This window comes from bacterium, assembly GCA_041649255.1.
GTDB lineage: Bacteria > Hydrothermota > UBA3073 > JACQXS01 > JAQTXJ01 > JAQTXJ01.
In genome coordinates, this window is record JBAZNK010000013.1 from 1 (window position 1) to 22194 (window position 22194).

Annotated in this window: 21 protein-coding genes; 12 read left to right on the forward strand and 9 right to left on the reverse strand. The window is 35.1% G+C overall.

What is annotated here, in order from left to right; translation table 11 throughout:
* The coding region (locus tag WC614_09370) for an RNA-binding protein (GenBank protein MFA5033218.1) at nt 1-360 on the reverse strand (360 nt) is incomplete at its 3' end.
* Between the two features lie 544 nt (nt 361-904).
* Here WC614_09370 and WC614_09375 point away from each other — a divergent pair.
* Complete coding sequence (locus WC614_09375) at nt 905-3244, forward strand: TonB-dependent receptor (GenBank protein MFA5033219.1); 2340 nt, start codon at nt 905-907, stop codon at nt 3242-3244.
* 12 nt (nt 3245-3256) lie between these two features.
* The gene (locus WC614_09380; GenBank protein ID MFA5033220.1) at nt 3257-3970 is read left to right on the forward strand and encodes a hypothetical protein; all 714 of its coding nucleotides are present in this window, start codon (nt 3257-3259) and stop codon (nt 3968-3970) included.
* 17 nt (nt 3971-3987) lie between these two features.
* Here the strand turns inward: WC614_09380 and WC614_09385 are convergent, their stop codons facing one another.
* On the reverse strand, nt 3988-4647 hold the full coding sequence (locus WC614_09385; protein MFA5033221.1) for a sulfite exporter TauE/SafE family protein: 660 nt from the start codon (nt 4645-4647) through the stop codon (nt 3988-3990).
* 36 nt (nt 4648-4683) lie between these two features.
* Nucleotides 4684-6309 (reverse strand): glycosyltransferase family 39 protein, encoded by a 1626-nt coding sequence (locus tag WC614_09390; GenBank protein ID MFA5033222.1) that lies wholly within the window; start codon nt 6307-6309, stop codon nt 4684-4686.
* 444 nt (nt 6310-6753) lie between these two features.
* Between WC614_09390 and WC614_09395 the strand changes: the two genes are divergently transcribed.
* From WC614_09395 to WC614_09420, 6 genes are all read left to right on the forward strand, one after another.
* Nucleotides 6754-7299: a polymer-forming cytoskeletal protein gene (locus tag WC614_09395; protein MFA5033223.1), complete on the forward strand. Its 546-nt coding sequence runs from the start codon at nt 6754-6756 to the stop codon at nt 7297-7299.
* Nucleotides 7300-7349: 50 nt separating this feature from the next.
* Complete coding sequence (locus WC614_09400; protein ID MFA5033224.1) at nt 7350-7859, forward strand: polymer-forming cytoskeletal protein; 510 nt, start codon at nt 7350-7352, stop codon at nt 7857-7859.
* Nucleotides 7860-7925: 66 nt separating this feature from the next.
* On the forward strand, nt 7926-10058 hold the full coding sequence (locus WC614_09405) for a T9SS type A sorting domain-containing protein (protein MFA5033225.1): 2133 nt from the start codon (nt 7926-7928) through the stop codon (nt 10056-10058).
* Between the two features lie 96 nt (nt 10059-10154).
* Nucleotides 10155-10736 carry a type 4a pilus biogenesis protein PilO gene (pilO, locus tag WC614_09410; protein ID MFA5033226.1) on the forward strand — a complete coding sequence of 194 codons (582 nt, stop codon included), beginning with the start codon at nt 10155-10157 and terminating at the stop codon, nt 10734-10736.
* Between the two features lie 13 nt (nt 10737-10749).
* Nucleotides 10750-11619 (forward strand): AMIN domain-containing protein, encoded by an 870-nt coding sequence (locus WC614_09415; GenBank protein ID MFA5033227.1) that lies wholly within the window; start codon nt 10750-10752, stop codon nt 11617-11619.
* On the forward strand, nt 11616-12836 hold the full coding sequence (locus tag WC614_09420) for a secretin N-terminal domain-containing protein (GenBank protein ID MFA5033228.1): 1221 nt from the start codon (nt 11616-11618) through the stop codon (nt 12834-12836). The genes WC614_09415 and WC614_09420 overlap by 4 nt, the downstream gene beginning before the upstream one ends.
* A 311-nt stretch (nt 12837-13147) precedes the next feature.
* Here the strand turns inward: WC614_09420 and WC614_09425 are convergent, their stop codons facing one another.
* Nucleotides 13148-14179 carry a tetratricopeptide repeat protein gene (locus tag WC614_09425; GenBank protein ID MFA5033229.1) on the reverse strand — a complete coding sequence of 344 codons (1032 nt, stop codon included), beginning with the start codon at nt 14177-14179 and terminating at the stop codon, nt 13148-13150.
* A 10-nt stretch (nt 14180-14189) separates the two neighbouring features.
* On the reverse strand, nt 14190-14504 hold the full coding sequence (locus tag WC614_09430) for a LapA family protein (GenBank protein ID MFA5033230.1): 315 nt from the start codon (nt 14502-14504) through the stop codon (nt 14190-14192).
* A 258-nt stretch (nt 14505-14762) separates the two neighbouring features.
* On the opposite strand from WC614_09430, the gene WC614_09435 reads away from it, so the two are divergent.
* The 4 genes from WC614_09435 (at nt 14763) to WC614_09450 (ending at nt 18547) form a co-directional block, all read left to right on the forward strand.
* Complete coding sequence (locus WC614_09435) at nt 14763-16076, forward strand: cyclic 2,3-diphosphoglycerate synthase (protein MFA5033231.1); 1314 nt, start codon at nt 14763-14765, stop codon at nt 16074-16076.
* A gap of 38 nt (nt 16077-16114) precedes the next feature.
* A complete protein-coding gene (locus WC614_09440) occupies nt 16115-17098 on the forward strand; it encodes a 4Fe-4S binding protein (protein MFA5033232.1) in 984 nt (327 codons plus the stop codon).
* Entirely contained in the window at nt 17095-17757 is a 663-nt protein-coding gene (locus tag WC614_09445) for a hypothetical protein (protein ID MFA5033233.1), read from the forward strand. The genes WC614_09440 and WC614_09445 overlap by 4 nt, the downstream gene beginning before the upstream one ends.
* Before the next feature lie 187 nt (nt 17758-17944).
* Nucleotides 17945-18547, forward strand: coding sequence for a site-2 protease family protein (locus tag WC614_09450; GenBank protein MFA5033234.1), 603 nt, complete (start codon nt 17945-17947; stop codon nt 18545-18547).
* 387 nt (nt 18548-18934) lie between these two features.
* Here WC614_09450 and WC614_09455 read toward each other — a convergent pair whose 3' ends face one another.
* Genes WC614_09455 through WC614_09470 form a run of 4 tightly spaced genes read right to left on the reverse strand, consistent with a single transcriptional unit; the run spans nt 18935 to nt 22165 of the window.
* On the reverse strand, nt 18935-19537 hold the full coding sequence (locus tag WC614_09455; protein ID MFA5033235.1) for a hypothetical protein: 603 nt from the start codon (nt 19535-19537) through the stop codon (nt 18935-18937).
* Nucleotides 19527-20387, reverse strand: coding sequence for a hypothetical protein (locus WC614_09460; protein ID MFA5033236.1), 861 nt, complete (start codon nt 20385-20387; stop codon nt 19527-19529). Before WC614_09460 ends, WC614_09455 begins: the two co-directional genes overlap by 11 nt.
* A gap of 7 nt (nt 20388-20394) precedes the next feature.
* Nucleotides 20395-21021, reverse strand: a complete 627-nt coding sequence (locus WC614_09465) for a hypothetical protein (GenBank protein ID MFA5033237.1) — start codon at nt 21019-21021, stop codon at nt 20395-20397.
* A 7-nt stretch (nt 21022-21028) separates the two neighbouring features.
* Nucleotides 21029-22165, reverse strand: coding sequence for a fibronectin type III domain-containing protein (locus tag WC614_09470; GenBank protein MFA5033238.1), 1137 nt, complete (start codon nt 22163-22165; stop codon nt 21029-21031).
* Nucleotides 22166-22194: the final 29 nt, after the last annotated feature.

Below are 22194 nucleotides of genomic sequence, written 5' to 3' on the forward strand. Positions count from 1 at the left end.
ACCGCCGAAGCCACCACCGCCGCCGCCGCCATATCCGCCGCCGCCACCATATCCGCCGCCGCCGCCTGATGAATAACCACCACCGCCGCCGCCTTCTCTGCTTTTGAATTCGGGTTTCGGTCTTGCTTCGTTTACTACGATCTGTCTCCCGGAAAGTTCATAGCCATTAAACATTTCCGATGCCTTTGCGACTTCTTCGTCACTTGACATTTCAATAAAACAAAATCCCTTGCTTCTGCCGGAGAAGTTATCCATAATTATGTTTACAGATTCAACTTTTCCTGCCTTGGCAAATAACTCTTGTAACTGAGTATTTGTCACTTCGTAGGGAAGATTCCCTACATACAATTTCTTTCCCATCTCTCTCCTTTTTTACTGCTCTGGAAATGAAAGGCTATGAACAAAAACCATCCCACCCCAACTTCTTACTAAAACGTTATAATCAATACACCTTTATTCAATACCCTATTTTATTATCTTGTCAAGTATAAAAGTATAAAAACTCGTATATTTCCTATATTTTATCATTTGTCCGCAAAATGAATTAATTCCATATTGAAAACTTATTGCACCATTTTTGTGCGACGATTCTATAATAAAGCCTATTTATTTGCTCTCTCATGCATTCCCATTTTTCGTTTTGTATTAAGGTTTCTTACTTATAAGAATTAGTTGTATTTTTGTCTTGCTTAGTAAAATCTCTATCTATTTTTTAATTGCACAAAATATGTGCAATATTTTTAATTGTGTTCTCATCTTAAAATTAGACATAACTATTAAAACCTTATTATCAGCGAATTTCTCCTCCTATTTAAATATTTTGTCATGAATATTGCTAATTAAACTGCAGAGATGAAACCTTGACAAAACATTTTTTTTTAGTCATGTTCATACATAAGATTATATGAAACATTTTTCTATACTTTTTCTTTTAATTTGTTTTTCTCCTAAGGCATTTGGCTCTCATATAAACGGATTTGTAAAAGATTCTTCCAACGGAGAAAAACTCGCTTACGCAAATATCTACTTGGAAGGAACAATAATAGGAAGTTCCTCAAGTGAAAAAGGATATTACGTTATACAGAATGTCCCTTCCGGGAAATATACTATAGTTGCGTTATATATGGGCTACAAAACCATCAAAAAAGATATCGAAATAAAAGAAACGAATATTACTCTCAACTTTGAACTTGCCCCTGATGTCATAAAAATGAAAGAAGTTACCATTACTGCCAAACGAATGGGATTTGAAAAAAATGTAGAAGGCAGTAAAACCGAATTCACAATCCGCGATATCAAGACAATCCCGAAATTCTTTGAAGGCGACCTGATGAAGATAATCCAGACAATGCCAGGCGTTATTGCATTAAATGATTTGTCAAATAAGCTCTACATAAGAGGCGGAAGTCCCGACGAAAATCTCGTATTGCTTGATAAAATAACAATTTATAACGCTTCTACACACTTATTCGGTTTATTTTCTACATTCAATCCGGATGCCGTTGCAGATGTAAAACTTTTTTCCGGAAGTTTCCCTGCAAGGTACGGAGATAGGCTGTCCTCAATCATAGAAGTAGAAACAAAAGAGGGGAATAATAAAAAATATACGGGAAGCGCCAGCATAGGACTTATAAGCTCAAAATTTCTCGTTGAAGGGCCAATACCTAAAGGCTCTTTTCTTGTAAGCGGAAGAAGAAGCTATCTTGATCTTATAGTATGGGGATATTCAAAGCTTTTTAATAACGATATAAGTTTACCTTATTATTTCTGGGATGGAGTAACAAAAATAAATTTCAACCCTTCTCAGTCTGACAGATTCACCCTGACAGGTTTCGGTGGAGCAGATATAGTAGATGTCTCAATAACTCAGAAAAGTCAGGAAAATGGACAACCAAAGGACGAAGAAATTGGAAAAATTAATATGAACTGGGGAAACCAGGGATTATCCGGCAGATGGAGGAAAATATTTACCCCAAAACTATACGGCGAAATTGTCGGAGTTACAAGTAATTTTTTCACAGAGTTTGGCTTTCTTCTAAATGAGACAATGATAGATACCTTTGGTAATACTATAAATGATACTATGAAATTTTCTATGAAACAGGAAATCCTTGATTACAGTCTCAAAGGAGATTTAACCTACTACTTGAATCCTAAAAATACTATAAATATGGGATTCGATGTAATGCAGAACAAATTTACAGACAACCAGGAAATTAGTTTTGATACAACATATAATTCTTCTCCGACACCAACTTATTCTACTAAATCTGCAATTTACATAGAAGACAAGATAGAACTTTCGCCTCTTTTTACATTTCGTGCAGGTTTGAGAGGAATATATTATTCAACGGGAGATAAAACCGCATTAGACCCATCTATGGGAATTAATTATCTTTTAAGACAAAATACATCCCTGAAGTTTGAAATAGGGCGCTATCATCAGTTTATGTATACAACAAATTCTCAGGAATCTTTTTTCTCGCTTTACGATATGTGGAAACCTCTGGATGCAAAACATTCCCCGCCTGAAGCATGGCATTTTACACTTGGATTAGCACAGTGGATAGGCGAAGATGGCGAATTTTCAATAGACGGATATTATAAAAAATATACTTCTTTATTGACACCCCCTTCAAGCGCAGAAGAAATGGGATTTTTTTCTTACCCCCCTGAAAGTTTGAAAGTTACAAATGGGTATGCAACAGGTATTGGACTCCAATACAAAAAGTCTTTTTCTTTTGTCCACGGATGGCTGAATTATACACTTGGACTCACAAGACGAAGCACAGACAGCTCATCTTATTTCCCGAGTTATGATAAAAGACATAATTTTAATATAGTTCTAGGAACTTCTTATAAAAAATATAATTTCAATCTCAAGTGGTATATAAGCACAGGCTCACCTTTTGCAAATGATTTGGCAAGATACAAAAAATATTATGACGATGGTTCATCAAGTTGGGAACTTGTAAAAGGACAAAGAGATGCCTGCAGATTGCCTGCATCTCACAGACTGGATATAGAAGCAGAGCGAAGCATTACCCTCCCACTACTACACTGGAAAGGCTCTATGTATTTTGGAGTAGTAAATGTATATGTGCAGAAAAATGTGCTCTTTTATAACTGGATTACCGAAGAAGGCGAGGGCCCTGATAAAATAATTTATGATCCTCCAAAGAAACAAGAAATCTCTATACTGCCTATATTAATACCTAACTGTGGACTAACAATCAATTTTTAAGACAAATAAAATATGAAAAAATTATTATTAGTATTGATTCTGTTTACGGCAGGCTGTGAACATACGGCAGTTGAGAGTTATACGAATGTGCTTAATGTATTCTCTGTCCTAAAACAAGGAAAATCCATACAAAGTGTAATGGTAAATAGAACTTATAAATTAGACGAACAATCCCAAAAATGTATAGAAAATGCAATAGTAATCTTATCGGGTAAGAATTTTATAGATACTTTATCTTTATCAGATAGTCTATATATTTCCACTGATTCAATCGTATTAAACCCTATGGACACCATTAATATCTGCGTTAAAGCAGACGGATTTGACAGCGTGTGCGGGACAACGGTTATCCCGGACTCCATTATAATATTACACCCAACAAATAATGATACAGTTAACCAATTGGATTCTCTGGTAGTTAAAAATACTCCAAATACTTATTCTCATTTTACTGTCTATCGGGAAGACAGGGACAGCATTATTACAGAACGCGGTTCGACGGAATCAGACAGTTTGTTAATTGGACCATTCTACTGGTTTGACCTCAAAGAAGGTCTCTATAAGGTAGAAGTCAAGCTTTACGACAAGAACTACACACAGTATGAAGGCAATAGAATGGGAATGATGGGTAGTTCCGGCAATACGAAAAGAGTAGGATTAAATAGCGGGTTTGGAGTCTTCGGCTCAGTGGTTACTAAAGAAATATACCTGTATTTTAAAGAATAACTTGAAATAAAAATTACCTACCTCCAAATCAATTTTATTCCAAAGTAAATAAGCATTATCCCGCATAAATACGAAAAGAAGACAAGAACTTTATTCCCTTTCAAAAAAGAAGGAACTGCGCTTGCTATTATGCCAAGAGGTATTAAAGGACTTAAAAGCATTCCCGCGCTAAAACACCCGGCATAAAGAATCGCCTGTGACAAATTTTTCGCTTCAAATACTACATAATTAACAACCCCGAACAAAGGAATACACGGCGCTATTCCCACAGCAATCCCCAATAAAGCTACTCCCCATATATTAGTAATTTTATTCCTGGTATTGCATAAAAATCTTGAACAAAAATTATTACTCTCCTTTTTACCAAGTAACAAAACAATACCAAATATTATAGTAATGAACCCTGTGATATAATACAAAAACTTCCCGTACCCGATTTCATACCAGCTTCTTATTATTTTATGCCCGACTAAAAATGCAATAACTATTATCAAAATATATACAATAGTTCTGGTCAGACAAAATACCAGCACCTCTATAAACACTCTAAACCAATTTTTTTTAATTTCCACACCTGTTCCGACAAGATATGTCAAAACCAACGGAGTGCAGGAACAAAAACATGGTCCCCACGCAAGCGTAATGCCTATTAAAAATAAATCCGTTGTTGTTTTCATATTCTATAAGTTAATAAATTAGGGAATTTACCTGTTTTATTTAACCGGTAAAACTTTTGGAGTATACAACGAAACCTTCATCCTGTATTCCGGCAAATCTCTTTTTAATAATTTCTTTTTTTCTTTATATCCTTTATCTTCCCAAAAATTTGCAACAAATAACTGATTGCAATTAGCATTAAGCCATTTACTAAAAACACTTAACCCTTTTTTCTCATAAGCAAAAGAACCGCTTTCTATGTTTTCTACGAATATTATATTCGTATTCATAGCTTTCTTTATAACCAGATTCGGATGAGATGGTTTAAAAACAACGACTGGACTTGGAACTCTGGGATAATTACGGGAAACTGATTTGTAAAACGCCATTTTTAAAGAGTCAACGCCTGATGTTTTATTCGTGGAACGTCCTGCTTTTTTATAATACCACATAAAAGGTCCCGGTCTATAAACCACTATAGTGAATGGGACATTCCGCTCCGGCGGTGAAGACAAATTTAACGAATCATTTTTTATATATTCGGGATAAGAGTCAACAACATTATTCACAAAATACGCAACTTTGCGCCAGTCATCGGTAAAACTTTGATTTAAATATTCCCTGTCTTTATATAAATTAAAAATCGAGCAACCATTTAAATAAATGAGAATAATCGCACCTAGCGCAAGAGACCGTTTTTTTAAAACAGAAATACCCACGGCAATAAATATATAATAAGCTATGGATGACCCAATACAATATTCCGGCGCCCCACGATTTGAAAAAACAGGTAATAAACCAATAATAAATAAAGGGACAATAAATGATACTATCCTGTATTTTCCTTTTAATGTCCTGATTGCAAACATACTAATAACTGCAAATATAATTATCACCGGAATGACAAGCCTCCAATTCCAGGGATAAATAGTCTGTCCTATGGTAAAACTGTAAATTGCATATGCGAGTCTGCCTATAAATCCACCTTTTAGGGACAGTCGATCAAATGCTGCCCAGCCGGAATAAAGTTCCGAAAAAATTAAAGATAACCAATGAGTATAGACTAAGAAAATACAACTCTGAATAATAAGCCATACTCTTAAAGTCATTCTTGTAAATCGCCACTTCTGGAAAAACCATACCCACTCAAATAACAATATAACCAACCCGGTTGGGCTGGAATACAGCATAAAAATAGTTGAAAATGCATAAAAGATTGAATTTTTAATACTAAATTTATCTTCAAATATTTTTATAAAAAACAAAACGGACAATGAAATGAAAAGCAAAAATATTGAAAAATTCTCCGCAATCCTTGAATGTAAAATATAATAAGGCGAAACCGCTATGAATATACTAAAAATTTGAGCCGTTTTCTTATCCCGCAATCTATACACAAGAGCATATAAAGGAATAATCGTAAAAACATTCAATAAAACAGAAAGTAAGCGAGTTGCAATTTCCGAATCTGAAAAAATTCTAATCCACCAGTGTAATATAAAACAATACATAGGTGAACGAAAATCCGTTTTGAATATCTCTATTACTGGTTTTAAAGCAAAAAGTATTCTCTCTACTTCATCGGCACGGTAGGAATGAACATCTAATTTATAGAATCTGAGTATAAATGCAATAAGTAGTATAATACTAACTATAAAAAAATCTCCCTCCTTTTTTTTCATTGTATGAGGAAGATTAAAAAAGTTTGCCAACATTTAGTTACAATTGTTATAAAAAATTAAATTAACAAGAAAATGTATTAAAAATATTTTACCCTTGTTTTCTAATTTATCCTATAAACCTATTTGAAATATTTGAAATTTTTTCTACTCATCCCTGCATCAAACCACAATAATCTGTTAATATTTCCTGTCTTTAATCATTTCAATAACCTAATTCGGTTCGCTTTAGTGTCAAGAAAAAACTTAATTGTAGTTTTTAAAAAAAATCCTTTACAATCTTATAAATTTCATTATTGTGTCCTTTATTAATACTATAGTTAGTTGCAAGTTAGTTGCAAAAAATAGGATTTTAAAAATTGTTTTTCAAAAAAAGCTTGACAAAGTGACTAAGTTTTTCTATTTATGATAATATTATTTTTAAAACAAATTTTTGGGAGGTGACGGATGTATAAAAAGCTGTTATTAGTTTTCGTTTTACTATTAGGTTCGAGTTTAATAGTTGCTCAAGATGAGTATACCGGCGAAGAGGATTTAGGATATACAGAAGAAGGCGCTACCGATGAAACTCAAGCAGAAGAAGTCCAGTCTCAAGGTGGATACAGCCTTATCCCTTCAGAAGCCGTCTTTAAAGGCACTTTTTATGGAAGAAAAGTAAAAATCGATGGTATCCTTGAAGGCAAAGCCATTTTGGATGATGATATTCAGGTTTCCGAAATAGGTGAAATAAGAGGCAACGTAGAAACCGTAACAGGAATAGTTAAAGGCAGAGTGGATGGAAGCGTTTGGGCATCTGAAGAATTAGTTTTAAAACCGACTGCTGTTGTCACAGGAGAAGCTATGTGCAGGAATCTTGTAGTAGAAAAAGGTGCAATGATGAGCACAAAAACTTCTATGGGCGAAATTAAAACAGTAGAAGGAAAGAAAACGGTAGTTGCAAAGAAAACCAAAGCTGTAAAAAGAGCTAAAACTAGAACCAGACGTAGTTATTAAAGGAATTATTATTAAAATAATCTCTCTTGTCTTCTAAATGGGAGGAAGAAATGAGTAAAAAGCATTTAATTTTGATGGGTTTGTTGGTGTTAGTATTGGGATGTGCTTCTCGTAAACAAGAAGAATATGCTGAAGATACCGGAGACGGTCAGGCAACCGAACAGAATTTCGGTGCAAACTATCCAACCCTTCAGGAAGATTCAGACTTTGAAGGTATTATCGAAACACAGGGAAATCTTACTGTAAAAGGTAGAGTTAAGGGTGCGATATTGGCAAATGGAGTTGTTGTTGTTACAAGAACAGGATATGTAGAATGCGATAGCCTTATGGCTTATGATGTCATAGTCCAGGGTTATGTTAAAGGAAAAGTTCAGGCAATCGGAAAAATTCAGTTAGATACAAATGCTGTTCTAGTTGGTTCCGCTTATTGCAAAAACTTAATCGTAAATGGTGGCGCCATATTCCAGAGTGAAACTGAGATGGCCGGTTATAAGAGAGAAAAAGGACTCAAGTATAAAGGAGAACGTGCTGCAGGACGAAGAAGAGGAATTAAGCACTAGAACTGAATCCTTTTTAGCATTTTTATATTATTATTTTCTTCCCCCAGTTTGTGTTAAGTTTTATATATGCTCCTATTTATATTGCTTTTAACTACTGATACACTAAAATATGAGAATAGTCAAATTGATGCCTTTCATATCGTAGGGAATTACAACGATGATAAAATAGCAGTAAAGTTCTCACTTCCATATGCCCCATCTAGAACCATAGGAATTCTTATTTTTGCTGATCACCCGGGAGGTTTTAACTATGCAAGCTTATGCTACGAAAAAAATGAACTTCCCTATATCACTCAACCCTTAACTGAAACAGATACTGTTTATTCCTCTATGGGAGAATGGAAATTTACCCCCATCAAAACAAACATCAGTGATACTATACCAATATGGTTTGTATTAAATATGACAGAGTATCCCGGAATAGGAGGCGATACAACTTTCCCAACAGGAAACTCTTATTACTATTCAAACAGCCAGGGTTGGAAACAAACAACTAAATATAATTGGACAATACGACTTATTGTTCAGAATTACAATGGTTATTATGAAGACTTTCTATTGGATTCCGGTAACTATCAAGGAAACTGGACATTTGTAAATCCACAGTTCATACCTAATTCATTAAATAATTGCTTCGGGACGCAAATAGACAGCTTGTACCCGAACAACGCAAAGTTAACATTACTATCGTCCTGGCTAAAAATTAAAAATTACAATTTTTCCAATCCAACTCTGGTTATACGACATTTTTATAATACCGAATATCTATGTGATGGAGGAAATATAAAGATCTCTCGCGATTCCATAAATTGGCAATTGCTTTCTCCTCTCTCGGGATACGATACTTCAATAATTATGGATCCTCCCGGGGGAATTGTACAGGAACCTGTATTCACAGGAAATTCAGAACAATGGGAAAATACTTATTTTTACTTGCCTCCATGGGACTCGGTCTTAATAAAATATTATTTTATATCGGACGGCATAGGAAATAACACCGGGTGGTTCATTGATAATGTCGGAATTATAGAAAAACCCTATAGTGATATTTCTCCCATTTCAATAAAATTGCAAACAATTATCCCACCGGATACACAAATTACACCCGTTGCTAATATTAAAAATTATGGGATATATGAAGAAAACAATTTCCTGATTAAATGCATAGCTGAATCCGCAGGAACTATTATCTACCAGGATGAAAAAAATCTTAGCTTAATCAAACCGGACTCAATAATACAGATAAGTTTTAACCCTATGTTTATAGGAGAAAAAGGAAATAACTATAAACTTCGGGTTTATACCGAACTCCTATCCGATGGTAATAAAATAAATGACACCTTAAAACAAAATCTTATATCCTTTCCCATAATTACTTCATTGTCTTCAGGTATTTCTGCTTCTCCCCCAACAGTAGATGGAACAATAGACAGCGCGGAATGGAACAATGCAAATGTAATAGATGGCTCGGACATATCGGGTGTAGACACAAGAGATTCTATAAACACTTGCAAACTTTATTTTATGAATAATGCTGAAGCTTTGTTTATCGGTATAAAATCTTCCCTGATAAGCAAAGTCGGAATATACATTGACGACAACGGCAACAATAAGTGGGACCCCAACGAGGGACATTACCTGTTTACCCAGGGTGCAAATAAATTCTATGATTTTTACTCCAATGTTTACAATGTCCCGGATTCACTTGTAGCTATTGGAAATGAAGGGATGGAGCTCAAACTTCCCAAAGGGAATAAACCCTATGAACTCACAATGACAAGTGATTCCATAGGATGCTTCATTTATACACAAACAAATAATAATTATACCGGTTGGTGGCATCAATTAGTCCCTTATACCGATTATAACAACCCCATTCATTATGCAAAAATAAAAATCAGCGGATTAAGCATAGAAGAGAAAAATTCATCTGCAAATAATCTGAAAATATTTTCTAACTCTCCGGTATGCACAAAATTTATTAACTTGCACATATCCTGCGCTACAATCGGTGGTAGAGGAAAGTTAGAAATATATGACTTAACCGGTAGAATAATGCAATTATCTTCGTTTGACATAACAAGTTCTAATTTTATTTTAACCCGTGATATAAGCAACTTTAAGACAGGTGTTTATTTTATTGCCTGCACGATTCCTGAAAAAGCTAAAGTCGTAGAAAAAATAATTATACTTCACTAAAAAAATAATCTCTCCGGGAACAATATTTTCAATTTATAACATAAATAAAAAATATGCTTGACAACAGGTTATATTTAAAATAAATTATTACCTACAATGACAAATGATGTAAAGAAAAAATTATTATTATCCTGCTTGCTCGTTGTTCTTCTTGTATTTTTATTCGTTAATTTTTTATTTAAACCTAAGTCCACATCTATAACCAAACTCAATAAAAAACATTCGGAGGTGTCAAAGCTATTAGATACTTCAAAAGGCTATGTAAATAGATATAAAAGTGTTCGAATAGCTGTGGATTCTATGACAAACCAATGGAATTCACTCGCAAAATGCCTGCCAAGCGAAGAAGAAATGCCATACCTGCTTAGAGGAATCGCTGAAGCAGGAAGACTTAGCAATGTTCAGTTCTTGTTGTTTAAACCACTTCCAGGAGGACAACAAACAAATTTTTACAAAGAAAATCCGGTTCAAATTAAAATAAACTGCACTTATCACGAATTAGGTTATTTCTTGTCAAAAATAACAGCATTAGAAAGACTTGTAAATGTTAGTAAATTCAAATTAAGCACAAATAAAAAAGCAGACAGGTATACGGAAGTAGATTTCATAGCTACCGCATATACACTCCCATCAAATCCATCTTTCGTTGATTCATCAAAAATAACAAAGAAAAAATGATATTGGCCATGCAATGAAAAAATTATTTTTTACAATAAATCTCTCTATAATTATTGCAACTAATTTACAGGGAGCAACCGTAGATAAGGTAAAATTCCAGGATGACGCTTCAGAAGCAAGAATAACTATTTTTACGGATGCATATAATTATAAAACCATTTCTTTTCATAATCCGGAACGCATAGTAATAGACTTTGAAAACGCAACCTGTAAATTAAGAGCAAAAGAAGAATTTAACTTAGTTAACTTTCCTCTTGTTTCAATTAGAGCCAGTCAATACAAACCTCTACCTACCCCCGTTACAAGAGTGGTAATAGACCTTTCTCGGCCAATAGAATATTTAACAACTTATGAAGAAAACAGACTGGAAATTAAATTTGCAAAAAATCCTTCCGCCTCTACACCAACTGTTTCTACACCAAATACCCCTGGAGAAAAAGCCGTAAATATACCGTCTGAAGTTCCTATAAATACTGTGGAAAATGAATTAAAAGATTCTACTTCCGTTGTCAACGAAACAGACACAATAGTTATGCAAGACACTACCGCCCCCAAAAAAGAAACTTTTTGCTATAATTCCAGAGGCAAAAGAGACCCGTTCAGACCATGGCTTGGAGTAGAAGGTCACAGTGACAGTCTGCTTGATGTAAGTGTCGCTACAATTGTTGGTATAATGTGGAGTCCTAACAGTCGATACGCTTTAGCGCAAGACCCGAATGGGAAAGGCTATATCTTATCCGAAGGAGATAGAGTCTGGAACGGTAAAGTGGAAAAAATAGAAAAAGATAATGTAGCTTTTGCTTTGCACGGATTTGGAGGCATAAAAAGAATAACACTAAAATTACTACCTAAAGAAGAAAGAAGCGATAAGGAGGAAAAGTGAAAATAATAAAAATCTGTATACTGGGATTAACTTTGACATTACTTACTATAGCAGGAAATAAAATTTATGCAGCTGAACGACAAACTTTAGTTTCTTTATCTTTTGAAAATGCAGACATAAGAACGGTTTTAAGAACTTTTTCCAGGCTTGGAAACGTAAACATTGTGGCATCGGAAAAAGTAGCCGGGACAATAACAATACAACTTGCAGGTGTTCCATGGGATAGAGCCTTCCAGACTGTTTTAAGGGTACATGGTCTAACGGCAGTTGAAGACAAAGATATTATCGGCGTTATGACTATGGAAGAAAGTAAAAACCAAAGAGAAATTATGGGGCTTGAGACAAGAATTTTAAGAGTGAAATATGCAAAAGCTTCAAAAATAGAAAGTTCTATATCTTCAATGTTAACCGAGCGTGGTAAAGCGAAGACCGATGAACGCAGCAATTCCCTGATTATCACGGATGTCCCGGAAGCCATATACCGCGCGGAAAAACTTATAAATGAAGTAGATATTCCTACTCCACAAGTAATGATAGAGGCTAAAATAGTTGAAATAGACCATAAAGTCGTAGACCAAATGGGAATCGCATGGAAAACGGGAGGAATAATACCTACGGGTGATATAAATTCTTCCATAACGGGAGAAGTTAAAGCGCTGACTCCTTTGGCAGGACAGGTTACATTTGGAACTCTGCTAAAAGATTTAAGTATTGGAGCTTTAATTACGATGCTTGAAACACAAGATAAAGCGCATATTCTTTCTCAACCTAAAATAGCAGTAATGGACAATGAAGAAGCAATGATACTTTCAGGTAAAAAAATACCTATAATTACACTTGACCGTTCAGGAAATAAACTTATAGAATTTTATGATGTAGCATTAAAATTTACCGTAACCCCACATATAAACCCGGATAATCAGATAGTTTTGGAACTTCATCCTGAAGTATCGGATATATCTTCAGAAGCTACCTCCGACCAGGGAATTATTATTCTCGCCCAAGAAGCAAAAACAACTCTTATGGTAAACAATAATCAAACTGCAGTCATCGGTGGAATAATAAAAGAGAAAACAGGAAAAATAGTTTCAGGTATTCCTTTTTTATGCAGAATCCCATTATTAGGCAGATTGTTTAAATCCGTAGCTGTTTCCAAAAACACAACTGACCTCATAATCTTTGTTACGCCAACCATAATTCCCATAGATAAAAAATAGTCTGGCTAATAAGGGGTAGAGTATATCCAAAATCCTAATAAATCCCTGCTTGTTATAACTATTAGTAAAATCCATTTTAAATTTGAAATATCATAAATAAATCGGTTAATTGTTCTAAAATTACCCCGTCCTTTAGAGGAGACCAAGCCCAAAAAGTCTCCGGGGCTTTAGCCCATAATTTACTACATAACAATTCTGTTGGGCAGAAAATGAAGCAGGGCTGTTTGATAGAAAAACTTTTTTCTATATCCGTGAAAATCCACGGTCACTTAAAGTTTACAATCGACATCAGAGGTGAAACAAAAGAAGCGTTACTTTATTGTAAGCCAGTTTTTACAATTACTACACCTGAAATCAAATTTTGTGAACTGCATCCCACATTTACAACACTTAAAATCTTTATATTGAGGGGAGGAAAGCGAAAATAATTCGGTTCCTTTTTTAAACATATCTTCATATCTATTATTGTTATAATAGAACTTAAATAAAGTTTTCATAATAAGCAAATTTGAAGGACTAACTTCTCCTGCTCTTTCAAGTAAATCAATTGCTTCTTCGTCCTCACCCATTTTTTCATAAATTTCGGCAAGCCTTACCAATACATGAACGTTGTCCGGATGATGTTTCAAAAAAGAAGTATATGACGAGAGAAGATTAGAATAATTGTGTCCTACATAATACGCTTTTTCAAGCCTTTCAAAAGCAACAAAAGCGTAAGTAGGCAAATTTTCAACGACTTGCTGCCAGAGTTCAATTCCTTTTTCCTCTTCCCCACTTTCATAATAAAAATCTCCAAGCAATAACAAAGCAGGCAAACACAATTTATCTAAAACCAATGCTTCTTTAAAATGTTTTATGCCTCTTTCCGTATCTCCTGATTCTATCAAAGAATTACCCCATATTGCATATAAAATGGCGAGACTCTCATTATCCGTTTTACCTTTTAGGGCAAGAATCCTTTTTCTTAATTCTATCGCCTCATCCCAGTATGAAAACTCTTCATAGAATTTATATAAAAATTCAAGAATACTATAATCCTTTGAAACTATCTTTTGAAGTTCTTTTACAAAAGGTACGGCAAGTTTATCTTTTTTTGCTCTTATACAATCTTTTATCATACTAACATAAATCTCTTTTTTAAATTCTGCCACAGGCTCAACAAGCAAACTCTTATGTAATTTCAATGCATCGGTATAATCTCCTCTCTCTCTTAGCAGATTTCCCAATCTTATACAGGCAATAACATTTGTCGGGTCTACCTGTATAATTTCTTTTAATGTCTTTTCTTCCTCTTCAGAAGTTTGAGCAAATAAAATTTTTTCAATATTGGTTATTTTTCTCATCTTTTATTCCCTATTTACTATCGGATAAATCAGCATCATCTTCTCCAACAACACTTGTAATCTTCAATGTTCCAAGTTCTTTTTTTAAGTGTTCCATTTCTTTTTGCTGCTTGCCTATCTTTCCTCTTAATCTTATTTCATCTATAATTGCAAGTATAAAAGCAAGAACGGCACCGGCACAAAAAGATATAATTATAACAGATATAAGCGGTATACTATAACTAGCGCTAAATAATTTAACCGTTACTACTGATGTATTCTGGGCGCCAAAAATAATCCCGAATATCCCAATCATAAATATAACTATAATCGCAAAAAGATACATTTTTTCCCTCCTAAAATTCCACTACATTAATAGTATAATAAAATATAATAATTTTTATAAGTCAAGTTTTTATTTTTCTTATGTCTTTAAAAACAATTTTATTGCATATTTCTTATCTATTTGTAACTAATTTCAAGAAAAACTAATTATGTTTTTCTATTATCCATTTTAATCTTGACAATAAGATAAGATTTAATATCATACATAATTATAAAAAGAAATAAATAAAGCCTTATTTTAAGGGATTAGCGAGGTACTATGCGCAAGAAAGTTTTGATTATGGGTGCTGCGGGTAGGGATTTTCACAATTTTAACACTTATTTCCGCAATAACCCGTTTTATGAAGTAGTATGTTTCACTGCAACACAAATTCCTGATATTGAAGACAGACCTTATCCAAAAGAACTTTGTGGTGATTTATACCCATTAGGCATACCTATTTATAGTGAAAATAAATTGGTAGAACTTATAAAAAAATACGATGTAGATTCCGTAGTGTTTGCATATTCCGATGTTCCTCACGAATACGTTATGCACAAAGCTTCTATTGCATTAGCATGCGGTGCGGATTTCAGGTTACTCGGGCCTAAAGATACAATGATAAAATCTTCCAAGCCTCTTATAGCTACCGGAGCTGTTCGCACAGGATGCGGAAAATCACAGACCACACGTAGGATAGCAGATATTTTGCTTTCTTTAAATAAAAAAATCGTTGTAATACGGCATCCTATGCCTTATGCAGACCTTAAAAACCAAATAGTTCAGAGATTTGCAACTTATGACGACCTTAAAGTTTGCACTATTGAAGAAATGGAAGAATTTGAACCACTTATAGATAGAAACATAATTGTATATGCAGGAGTAGATTACGGTAAAATACTTGAACAGGCAGAAAAAGAAGCCGATGTAATAATATGGGATGGCGGAAATAACGATTTCCCATTTTATAAACCGGACCTTCTGATAACGATAGCAGACCCATTGCGAGCAGGGCACGAAGTTCTTTATCACCCAGGAGAAACCTGTTTACGTATGGCTGATATAAGTGTAATAAATAAAATTGACAGCGCGGATAGAGCATCTGTAGATAAGGTAAGAGCCAATATTAATGAAATGAATCCCGGGGCAGCAATAATTGAAGCAGAATCTCCTGTAACTATGGATAACCCCTCTTTAATAAAAAACAAATCTGTCCTTATAGTTGAAGACGGCCCAACACTTACACATGGAGGAATGGCATACGGGGCAGGATTTGTGGCAGCAAAGAGATTTGGGGCGAAAAAAATAGTAGACCCAAGACCTTATGCAATAGGTTCCATACTGGAAACTTATAAAAAATATACCACTACCGGAGCAGTGTTGCCTGCTATGGGATATAGCGCCAAACAAATAGATGAACTTAAGACTGTTATAAACAATACTCCTTGCGATATTGTTGTAATTGCTACTCCTATAGATTTGTTAAGGTTTATAGATATAAACAAACCCGGAATCAGGGTAAAATACGAGTTAAAAGAAACAACAAAACCTGATTTAGAAGAATTACTAAAAAAACATTTTAGGAATTCTTAAGGGGCATCAATCAAGGATTTGGTACAAAAAATTAAGATATGTTACAAAGTGTTTTAATACTTGGTAGTTTTGGAGCAGTATTTTCAACGATACTTGCTATTGCTTATGCAAAATTAAGCATACTTACCTCAGAAAAGGAGTCTCAAATACTGGACTGTCTGCCTAAAGTAAATTGTGGCACTTGTGGATTCGTAGATTGTAAAGGATACGGCAAAGCATTAGTAAAAAATGAAACAGAAATTGGAAAATGCCCTGTAGGAGGTGATGAGCTTACACAAAAGCTATCAGAAATATTATCTATAGAAGTATCTGAACATAAAGTTGCCGCATTACAATGTGTCGGCGGGAAAAAAGAGACCTTTCAAAGATTTGAATACCGGGGTATTATGAGATGCGATGCTGCTAATATAGTATCGTCCGGGCCTCTATCCTGCACCTATGGTTGTATCGGATTCGGAGATTGTGTCAAGGTTTGTAGTTTTAACGCACTTAGTATGGGAAAAAATGGATTACCTGTCTTAGATGAGAAAAAATGCACAGGATGCGGACTATGCGTAAAAGCTTGCCAAAGAAACATACTTATCCTTATACCCAAAGAACAGAAACTTTATATAGGGTGTAACTCTTCTGAATCCCATCTTACTAAAAAGTTAGTTTGTAAAGTAGGTTGTATTGTCTGTGGTTTATGTGTTCGTAATTGCCCTTATAAGGCAATAGATATTAAAAATGGACGTGCGGAAATAGAATTTGAGTTATGCAAGAACTGCGGAATATGTATATCCAAATGCTCGACTCATGCTATAGTTGATAAATTAAAAGCACGCCCCAAAGCTATAATCGGAAGTAATTGTACAGGATGTGAAAAATGTAAGGAGGTATGCCCAACAAAAGCTATTGATGGATTGCAAGACAACCAACATAAAGTAATACTTGAAAAATGTATAGGTTGTGGGTTATGTTATAAAGTTTGCAAACCAAAAGTAATCACAATGGCTTTCTCACTTGGGTATGTAGAGCCATGATAAACATTTTACTTTTTTTACTAAACTTTAATGGAGCTATAGGCTTCAGTGGTGGTTATTATAATGCTTCCCTGAAAGAACTGAATACATGGCTGGTAAAGAAGGGAGAATCTAGAATACACTCAAATTACATCATTGGAGTAGAAGCCCGCTCAAGTTTTCTGGAAAGATTTTTAGTCTCTGTGGATGGGACATGGTGCCCGGAAAAAAAATCGTATGACGGAAAACAAAGCCTGGAAATAAAATCCGTAGACGGTCTCTTTGGATATAGAATTTATCTTTTACCGGCATTACTTTATTTCTATATCAATGGAGGATATGAACTGGCTCTGGTGGATTATAATCGTCCTGCTTTTGATTCTCTCGGTATTGCGATACCAGCAACTGATAGTAATTGCACTATACCCATATCAGGAATGATGTCTGGACCTGTCGTTAAAGCAAGTCTTAAATTTATCCCAACTCCAAGATTAGCAGTAGAATTCTCTATGGGATATAAATATGTACAATCTGCAGATTTACCAGACTTACCGAAAGATTACGAAACTAAACAGGATAGTACACAAGCCCCCGAATGGTTTGATGTTCCTATGAACTTATCCGGGTTATTCTTTAAAGTTAGTTTTTTAAGAGAATTCGGGAATATATTATCTTATTAGTTAGACTTTGCGATCCGCCTCAGGCGGACTGGGCTAGTTGAAAGTCCTTTCCACTTCACGTGGATTAGGGATTTCAATCTGGAGTGAAACGACACCCCGCCTTGGCGGTGGTGGAGCGAAACGGAAGACTTGTTTTGGAAAAGGTTAGTGGTTAGATTTTTACTGCTGTAGCGTTATTTAGTTCCTTATGTTAATTGTCGAAAAATTATTATATTTTCTAATTCTTTTTTTCTCTGTTATAGTTCATGAAATAGCTCACGGATTTATAGCGCTGAAAAAAGGAGACTCTACTGCAAGAGATGCAGGCAGGCTTACTTTTAATCCTATCCCACATATAGACCTTCTCGGCACAATTATTTTACCGCTTTTTTTGCTTTTAACACACTCAGGTATAATGATCGGATGGGCAAAACCTGTCCCTATAAACCCTTATAACTTTAATAATCTACGGAAAGATATGTTATGGGTAAGTTCTGCAGGAGTACTAAGCAACTTCGGATTGGCAATTATATTATCTATTCTTATACGATTCTTTCACATTTCAAACCCTTTTATAAGCTACGGGATACTAATAAATTTATTACTTGCATTCTTTAATCTCATTCCGGTACCACCGTTAGATGGGTCCAAAATTCTCGCAGAAATATTACCTTATGAAGCAAAAGAAAAATACTTAAAAATAGAACCTTATGGTTTTTTTATACTGATATTCCTCTTAACAATAGGCATTATAAATCTTATACTTATGCCTATTATTACTTTTTGTTTCAGGCTTTTAACGGGAATGTAAAGTCCCTTTTAACAAGAACCCCCTAAACTAAAAATTCATTTCTTCCGCTCCCTGAAACTCTCTTCTTATTTGTTAGTTTCTCAACCAAAAATCGCTTTTCTGCTAATTAAAGTTTGTTCCGTCAGGAAGTTACTTTAACTTATCCGGTAGAAGCCCCTTAAAACTTTAGTTTTTAGGAAATTCTATCCGATTCCCTGGACTCTGTTAGGTTCTCTGTGTTTTCTGCTTTGAACTTTGGGGTTGATTTGGCATTTGTTTTTATCCTGTTCATCTGCGATTACAAGCTCTTGGATTACTTAGAGCTTGTTATCCAGAGGGAAAATCTGCGTCCTAGAATTTTGGACATTCCCCGGAATTCATATGAGAATAAGAAGAATAAAAGAAGAACTACTTTATTACGCCAAGCCAATTATGTAAAAGGAACTCAAACCGTCCGATTATCAAAGACATTCGTGCCATAACGGTATATCCAAATATTGCGCCGAAAGAAATCATTACATACCATATACCCGTTCTGGCCACTCCGCCAACAAAACCTTTGTGCTCTGCCGAAAAATAGAAGTATATAAGCGTTGCCACTACCCCGATAAAAGCTATAATACCGCTAATTGAATAACTGCTTAACATTGTTGATTGTATCTGTTTAAATATTCCCGCCTGTAAAGTAAGCGGTAATCCCATACCAATTCCTGCACCTAAAGCAAAAGCTATAGGCCATCTTGATAACCACGCATACTTCGGGAATAACCTACAAATATATAACGAACCAAGACAAACAGGTATAAACAAATGATATTGGTGTTGATGTTTCAATGGTATCCATATCTTTGGAATAATTATATTGTACCAATCAAGGGCAATAATAAAACCAAGCGATACTCCTATTAACAAATATTCGGCAAATTTATAAAATGGGTTATCCTTATAAAGAAAAGATAAAATACAAAGCGTAAGAATGGCGGCTAACCACACCCATATATCATGCGACATTTTTCTGTCTCCTTACTACAAAATATGCTATATTGCCAAGCATTATAAATATTATCATTACAATGTGAACAACAGACTGCGTATCCATACCAATGCAGGCGGCTTTTCTTGTCTTGAAAGTTAAACCATCTCCCGCTATTTTCTTTTCAACCAATGTTTCGTACTCAGCCGCCCCTTTCATACCACCAAGCATACCTATAAGTTGTTTCGTCTGTAGATAAGGATAACAATCGGGAGCCCCTACTGCAGTAATTCCTGTCGCTACATTACAACCATATTTCTGGTTTGCAAAAGATACCCATACTGCCCATGCGCTTGCTGCTGTAATAGACACAACAAGTGAAATCTGGTCAAAATTTCTTATATCCTTCATCATTGGCAACGAGTCTATCGTCATACCATAATAATCCGTATTAAACGCTTTATGAATATCCTCACCCATTTTCATAACAACTATTGCCGGGAATGGTAAATATGGCATAAGCACATAATCTACACCTGATTTTTTCTCGGGGAAATCTTTTTTTACATCCACAAGTGCCATCTGAATTATTCCTACCCCCTCCATATTCATACCCCACAATATGACTCTCTTGTTACTCACAAAACAATGCCTTATTAATGATACCGCCATTGGATAAAGTTCGGGAAGCGCTGCCGCATCAGCATCAAAAGATACAATGACTGCGGGTCCATCTTTGGGTGTAGATTCTATTTTATCATAAATACTTTGCGTTGGCGGTGTTATATTCGTAGGAAACCCTATAGGCAAAAGGAAGGGCACTATAACACATATAGACGTAACGACAAATATCCACCTTCTATCAAGATTTAACAACTTATTCCACATAATATTTCTAGTCCCCTGCTCCTCCAAGCCATCCTCTTTCTATTCCAAGTAGTATTTTCAATTGCATTGCCGCTGCTCCAAGTCCTATTCCAAGTCCAATACCTCTTTGGGCTGCCATATTAGGATACATCATTATCCATTCAACGACATCCGGAAAATGAGGCCACAAAAAATATCCAAGAGGAACTCTGCCCACCATTACTATTAACGCTATAATAAGCAAAACGGTTGCTTCTTTGGTTTTTGCTCTAAACGCCCTGAATGCAGCTGATGCCATAAAAAATCCAAGTAGAGAAAACATCGTTGCAGACATAGGAACCTGTATATTTCTATAAATTTTCATAAACAAAGAATCCGAACCTACCCCGAATACAATGCCAATAAAAGCCATAGACAATGTGGCAACCATAGTTACTACATTATACCCCCAACCTTTTCTCTTGCGAACAATTCTTGTGATATGAAGATGGAAGTTACTGTGTAACCCTATAACGATAGCAAATATACCCGATACCATTATCCAATCTAATGTATAGTTATAAACAGTTTGTGAATAATTATGCGGGATAAAGAATTGTACTATCATTACAACACCGGCAACCAAACAGATTCTGAGTGGTATAGCTTTTCGCATATTTTATTTAGTTATGAAATAAGTTTAATATAAAAGTATTACCCATTAACCCAAAAATACTGCCAAGTATTAAGAAAAATATTAAAATCAACTTATTATAATCCTGTCCTTTGATACTGCTTACAAGCATAGGTTCCTGTGAAAGGTAAGCAGATGCCGCATATAATTCTTCTCCCATAATCGTATAATCGCAAGATGTTATAAAAAAAGGTAACTGGGTGACTGCATCGGTTCCCGCAATCTGAACCGCACCGCTTATGTTTCCTGTCTCGGCCAAAATAAGCGCTTCTGCCGCAAAATACCCCATAAACAAATTGGTTGCGGGTTTTTCTCTCATCATAATTCCACCCACGCCTGCGGCATAAGGAAACTGACTGCCAACTAAATAAAATATATTATCCGGATTATAACCTTCCGGTCTTCCTTTTTCAAGATATGCTTCTTTTATAACTTCCTGCACAACGCTCATTACTATGGGGTCGCAATTAGGAACAAGGATCGGCGTATTGTACTCTGCCGTCTTTTTTGCAACCTGAGACAAAATGTTTATAGCCGCAATAGTCGCAATATCCCCGACACTACCCAATCCCGGGACATATAATACGGGTTTCCCCATTTCGGTAGCTCTGCCTACGGCTTCATCAAGCGCATCAAGACCGCTAATTTTACGAATGAATAACTTCTTCCCTTTTCTCGCCTGAAAAATAGCAAACAAAACTATAAATGAAAATACTAATAGCCCGACCATCACATTCGTTTTCTCCGTGTTATACCATTGTGAAGAAGAAGTTACTCCCCCGGATGGAGAGGTAAATTCAGAATATTCGTAATTTGAAGTCCTGCACCTTACTTCATAATAATATGTAACCCCTTCCTTGACATCCATTACATCCTGATAATATGAGTTCTTTCGGCCTATATATCCTACTTTGTAATATCCTGAATCTTTTGCCTCTGAACGCCATATTTCATACCCGCTAATTAAAGAATCGTTCGACGATAAAGTCCATTCAATATTTACCCTCTTCCCGTCATCATTAGGATTATCATATGCTTTAACTTCTGACGGAGGAATAATCGTTAATCCGGGAGTAGTGGCTAAAGAAACTGTACTTATTTGCGTTAAGATGTAAAAAAGCAACATTATTTTTCATTTAACATTTTTTTTGTGTT

Excerpts from the sequence above, each read along its gene's own strand:
- WC614_09460 (MFA5033236.1), bottom strand. The coding sequence starts at position 20,387 with ATGTGGAATAAGTTGTTAAATCTTGATAGAAGGTGGATATTTGTCGTT.
- WC614_09380 (MFA5033220.1), top strand. The coding sequence starts at position 3,257 with ATGAAAAAATTATTATTAGTATTGATTCTGTTTACGGCAGGCTGTGAA.
- WC614_09430 (MFA5033230.1), bottom strand. The coding sequence starts at position 14,504 with ATGTATCTTTTTGCGATTATAGTTATATTTATGATTGGGATATTCGGG.
- WC614_09385 (MFA5033221.1), bottom strand. The coding sequence starts at position 4,647 with ATGAAAACAACAACGGATTTATTTTTAATAGGCATTACGCTTGCGTGG.
- WC614_09435 (MFA5033231.1), top strand. The coding sequence starts at position 14,763 with ATGCGCAAGAAAGTTTTGATTATGGGTGCTGCGGGTAGGGATTTTCAC.
- WC614_09415 (MFA5033227.1), top strand. The coding sequence starts at position 10,750 with ATGAAAAAATTATTTTTTACAATAAATCTCTCTATAATTATTGCAACT.
- WC614_09450 (MFA5033234.1), top strand. The coding sequence starts at position 17,945 with ATGTTAATTGTCGAAAAATTATTATATTTTCTAATTCTTTTTTTCTCT.
- WC614_09465 (MFA5033237.1), bottom strand. The coding sequence starts at position 21,021 with ATGCGAAAAGCTATACCACTCAGAATCTGTTTGGTTGCCGGTGTTGTA.
- WC614_09440 (MFA5033232.1), top strand. The coding sequence starts at position 16,115 with ATGTTACAAAGTGTTTTAATACTTGGTAGTTTTGGAGCAGTATTTTCA.
- WC614_09425 (MFA5033229.1), bottom strand. The coding sequence starts at position 14,179 with ATGAGAAAAATAACCAATATTGAAAAAATTTTATTTGCTCAAACTTCT.
- pilO (MFA5033226.1), top strand. The coding sequence starts at position 10,155 with ATGACAAATGATGTAAAGAAAAAATTATTATTATCCTGCTTGCTCGTT.
- WC614_09390 (MFA5033222.1), bottom strand. The coding sequence starts at position 6,309 with ATGAAAAAAAAGGAGGGAGATTTTTTTATAGTTAGTATTATACTACTT.
- WC614_09395 (MFA5033223.1), top strand. The coding sequence starts at position 6,754 with ATGTATAAAAAGCTGTTATTAGTTTTCGTTTTACTATTAGGTTCGAGT.
- WC614_09455 (MFA5033235.1), bottom strand. The coding sequence starts at position 19,537 with ATGTCGCATGATATATGGGTGTGGTTAGCCGCCATTCTTACGCTTTGT.
- WC614_09375 (MFA5033219.1), top strand. The coding sequence starts at position 905 with ATGAAACATTTTTCTATACTTTTTCTTTTAATTTGTTTTTCTCCTAAG.
- WC614_09400 (MFA5033224.1), top strand. The coding sequence starts at position 7,350 with ATGAGTAAAAAGCATTTAATTTTGATGGGTTTGTTGGTGTTAGTATTG.
- WC614_09405 (MFA5033225.1), top strand. The coding sequence starts at position 7,926 with ATGCTCCTATTTATATTGCTTTTAACTACTGATACACTAAAATATGAG.
- WC614_09470 (MFA5033238.1), bottom strand. The coding sequence starts at position 22,165 with ATGTTGCTTTTTTACATCTTAACGCAAATAAGTACAGTTTCTTTAGCC.
- WC614_09445 (MFA5033233.1), top strand. The coding sequence starts at position 17,095 with ATGATAAACATTTTACTTTTTTTACTAAACTTTAATGGAGCTATAGGC.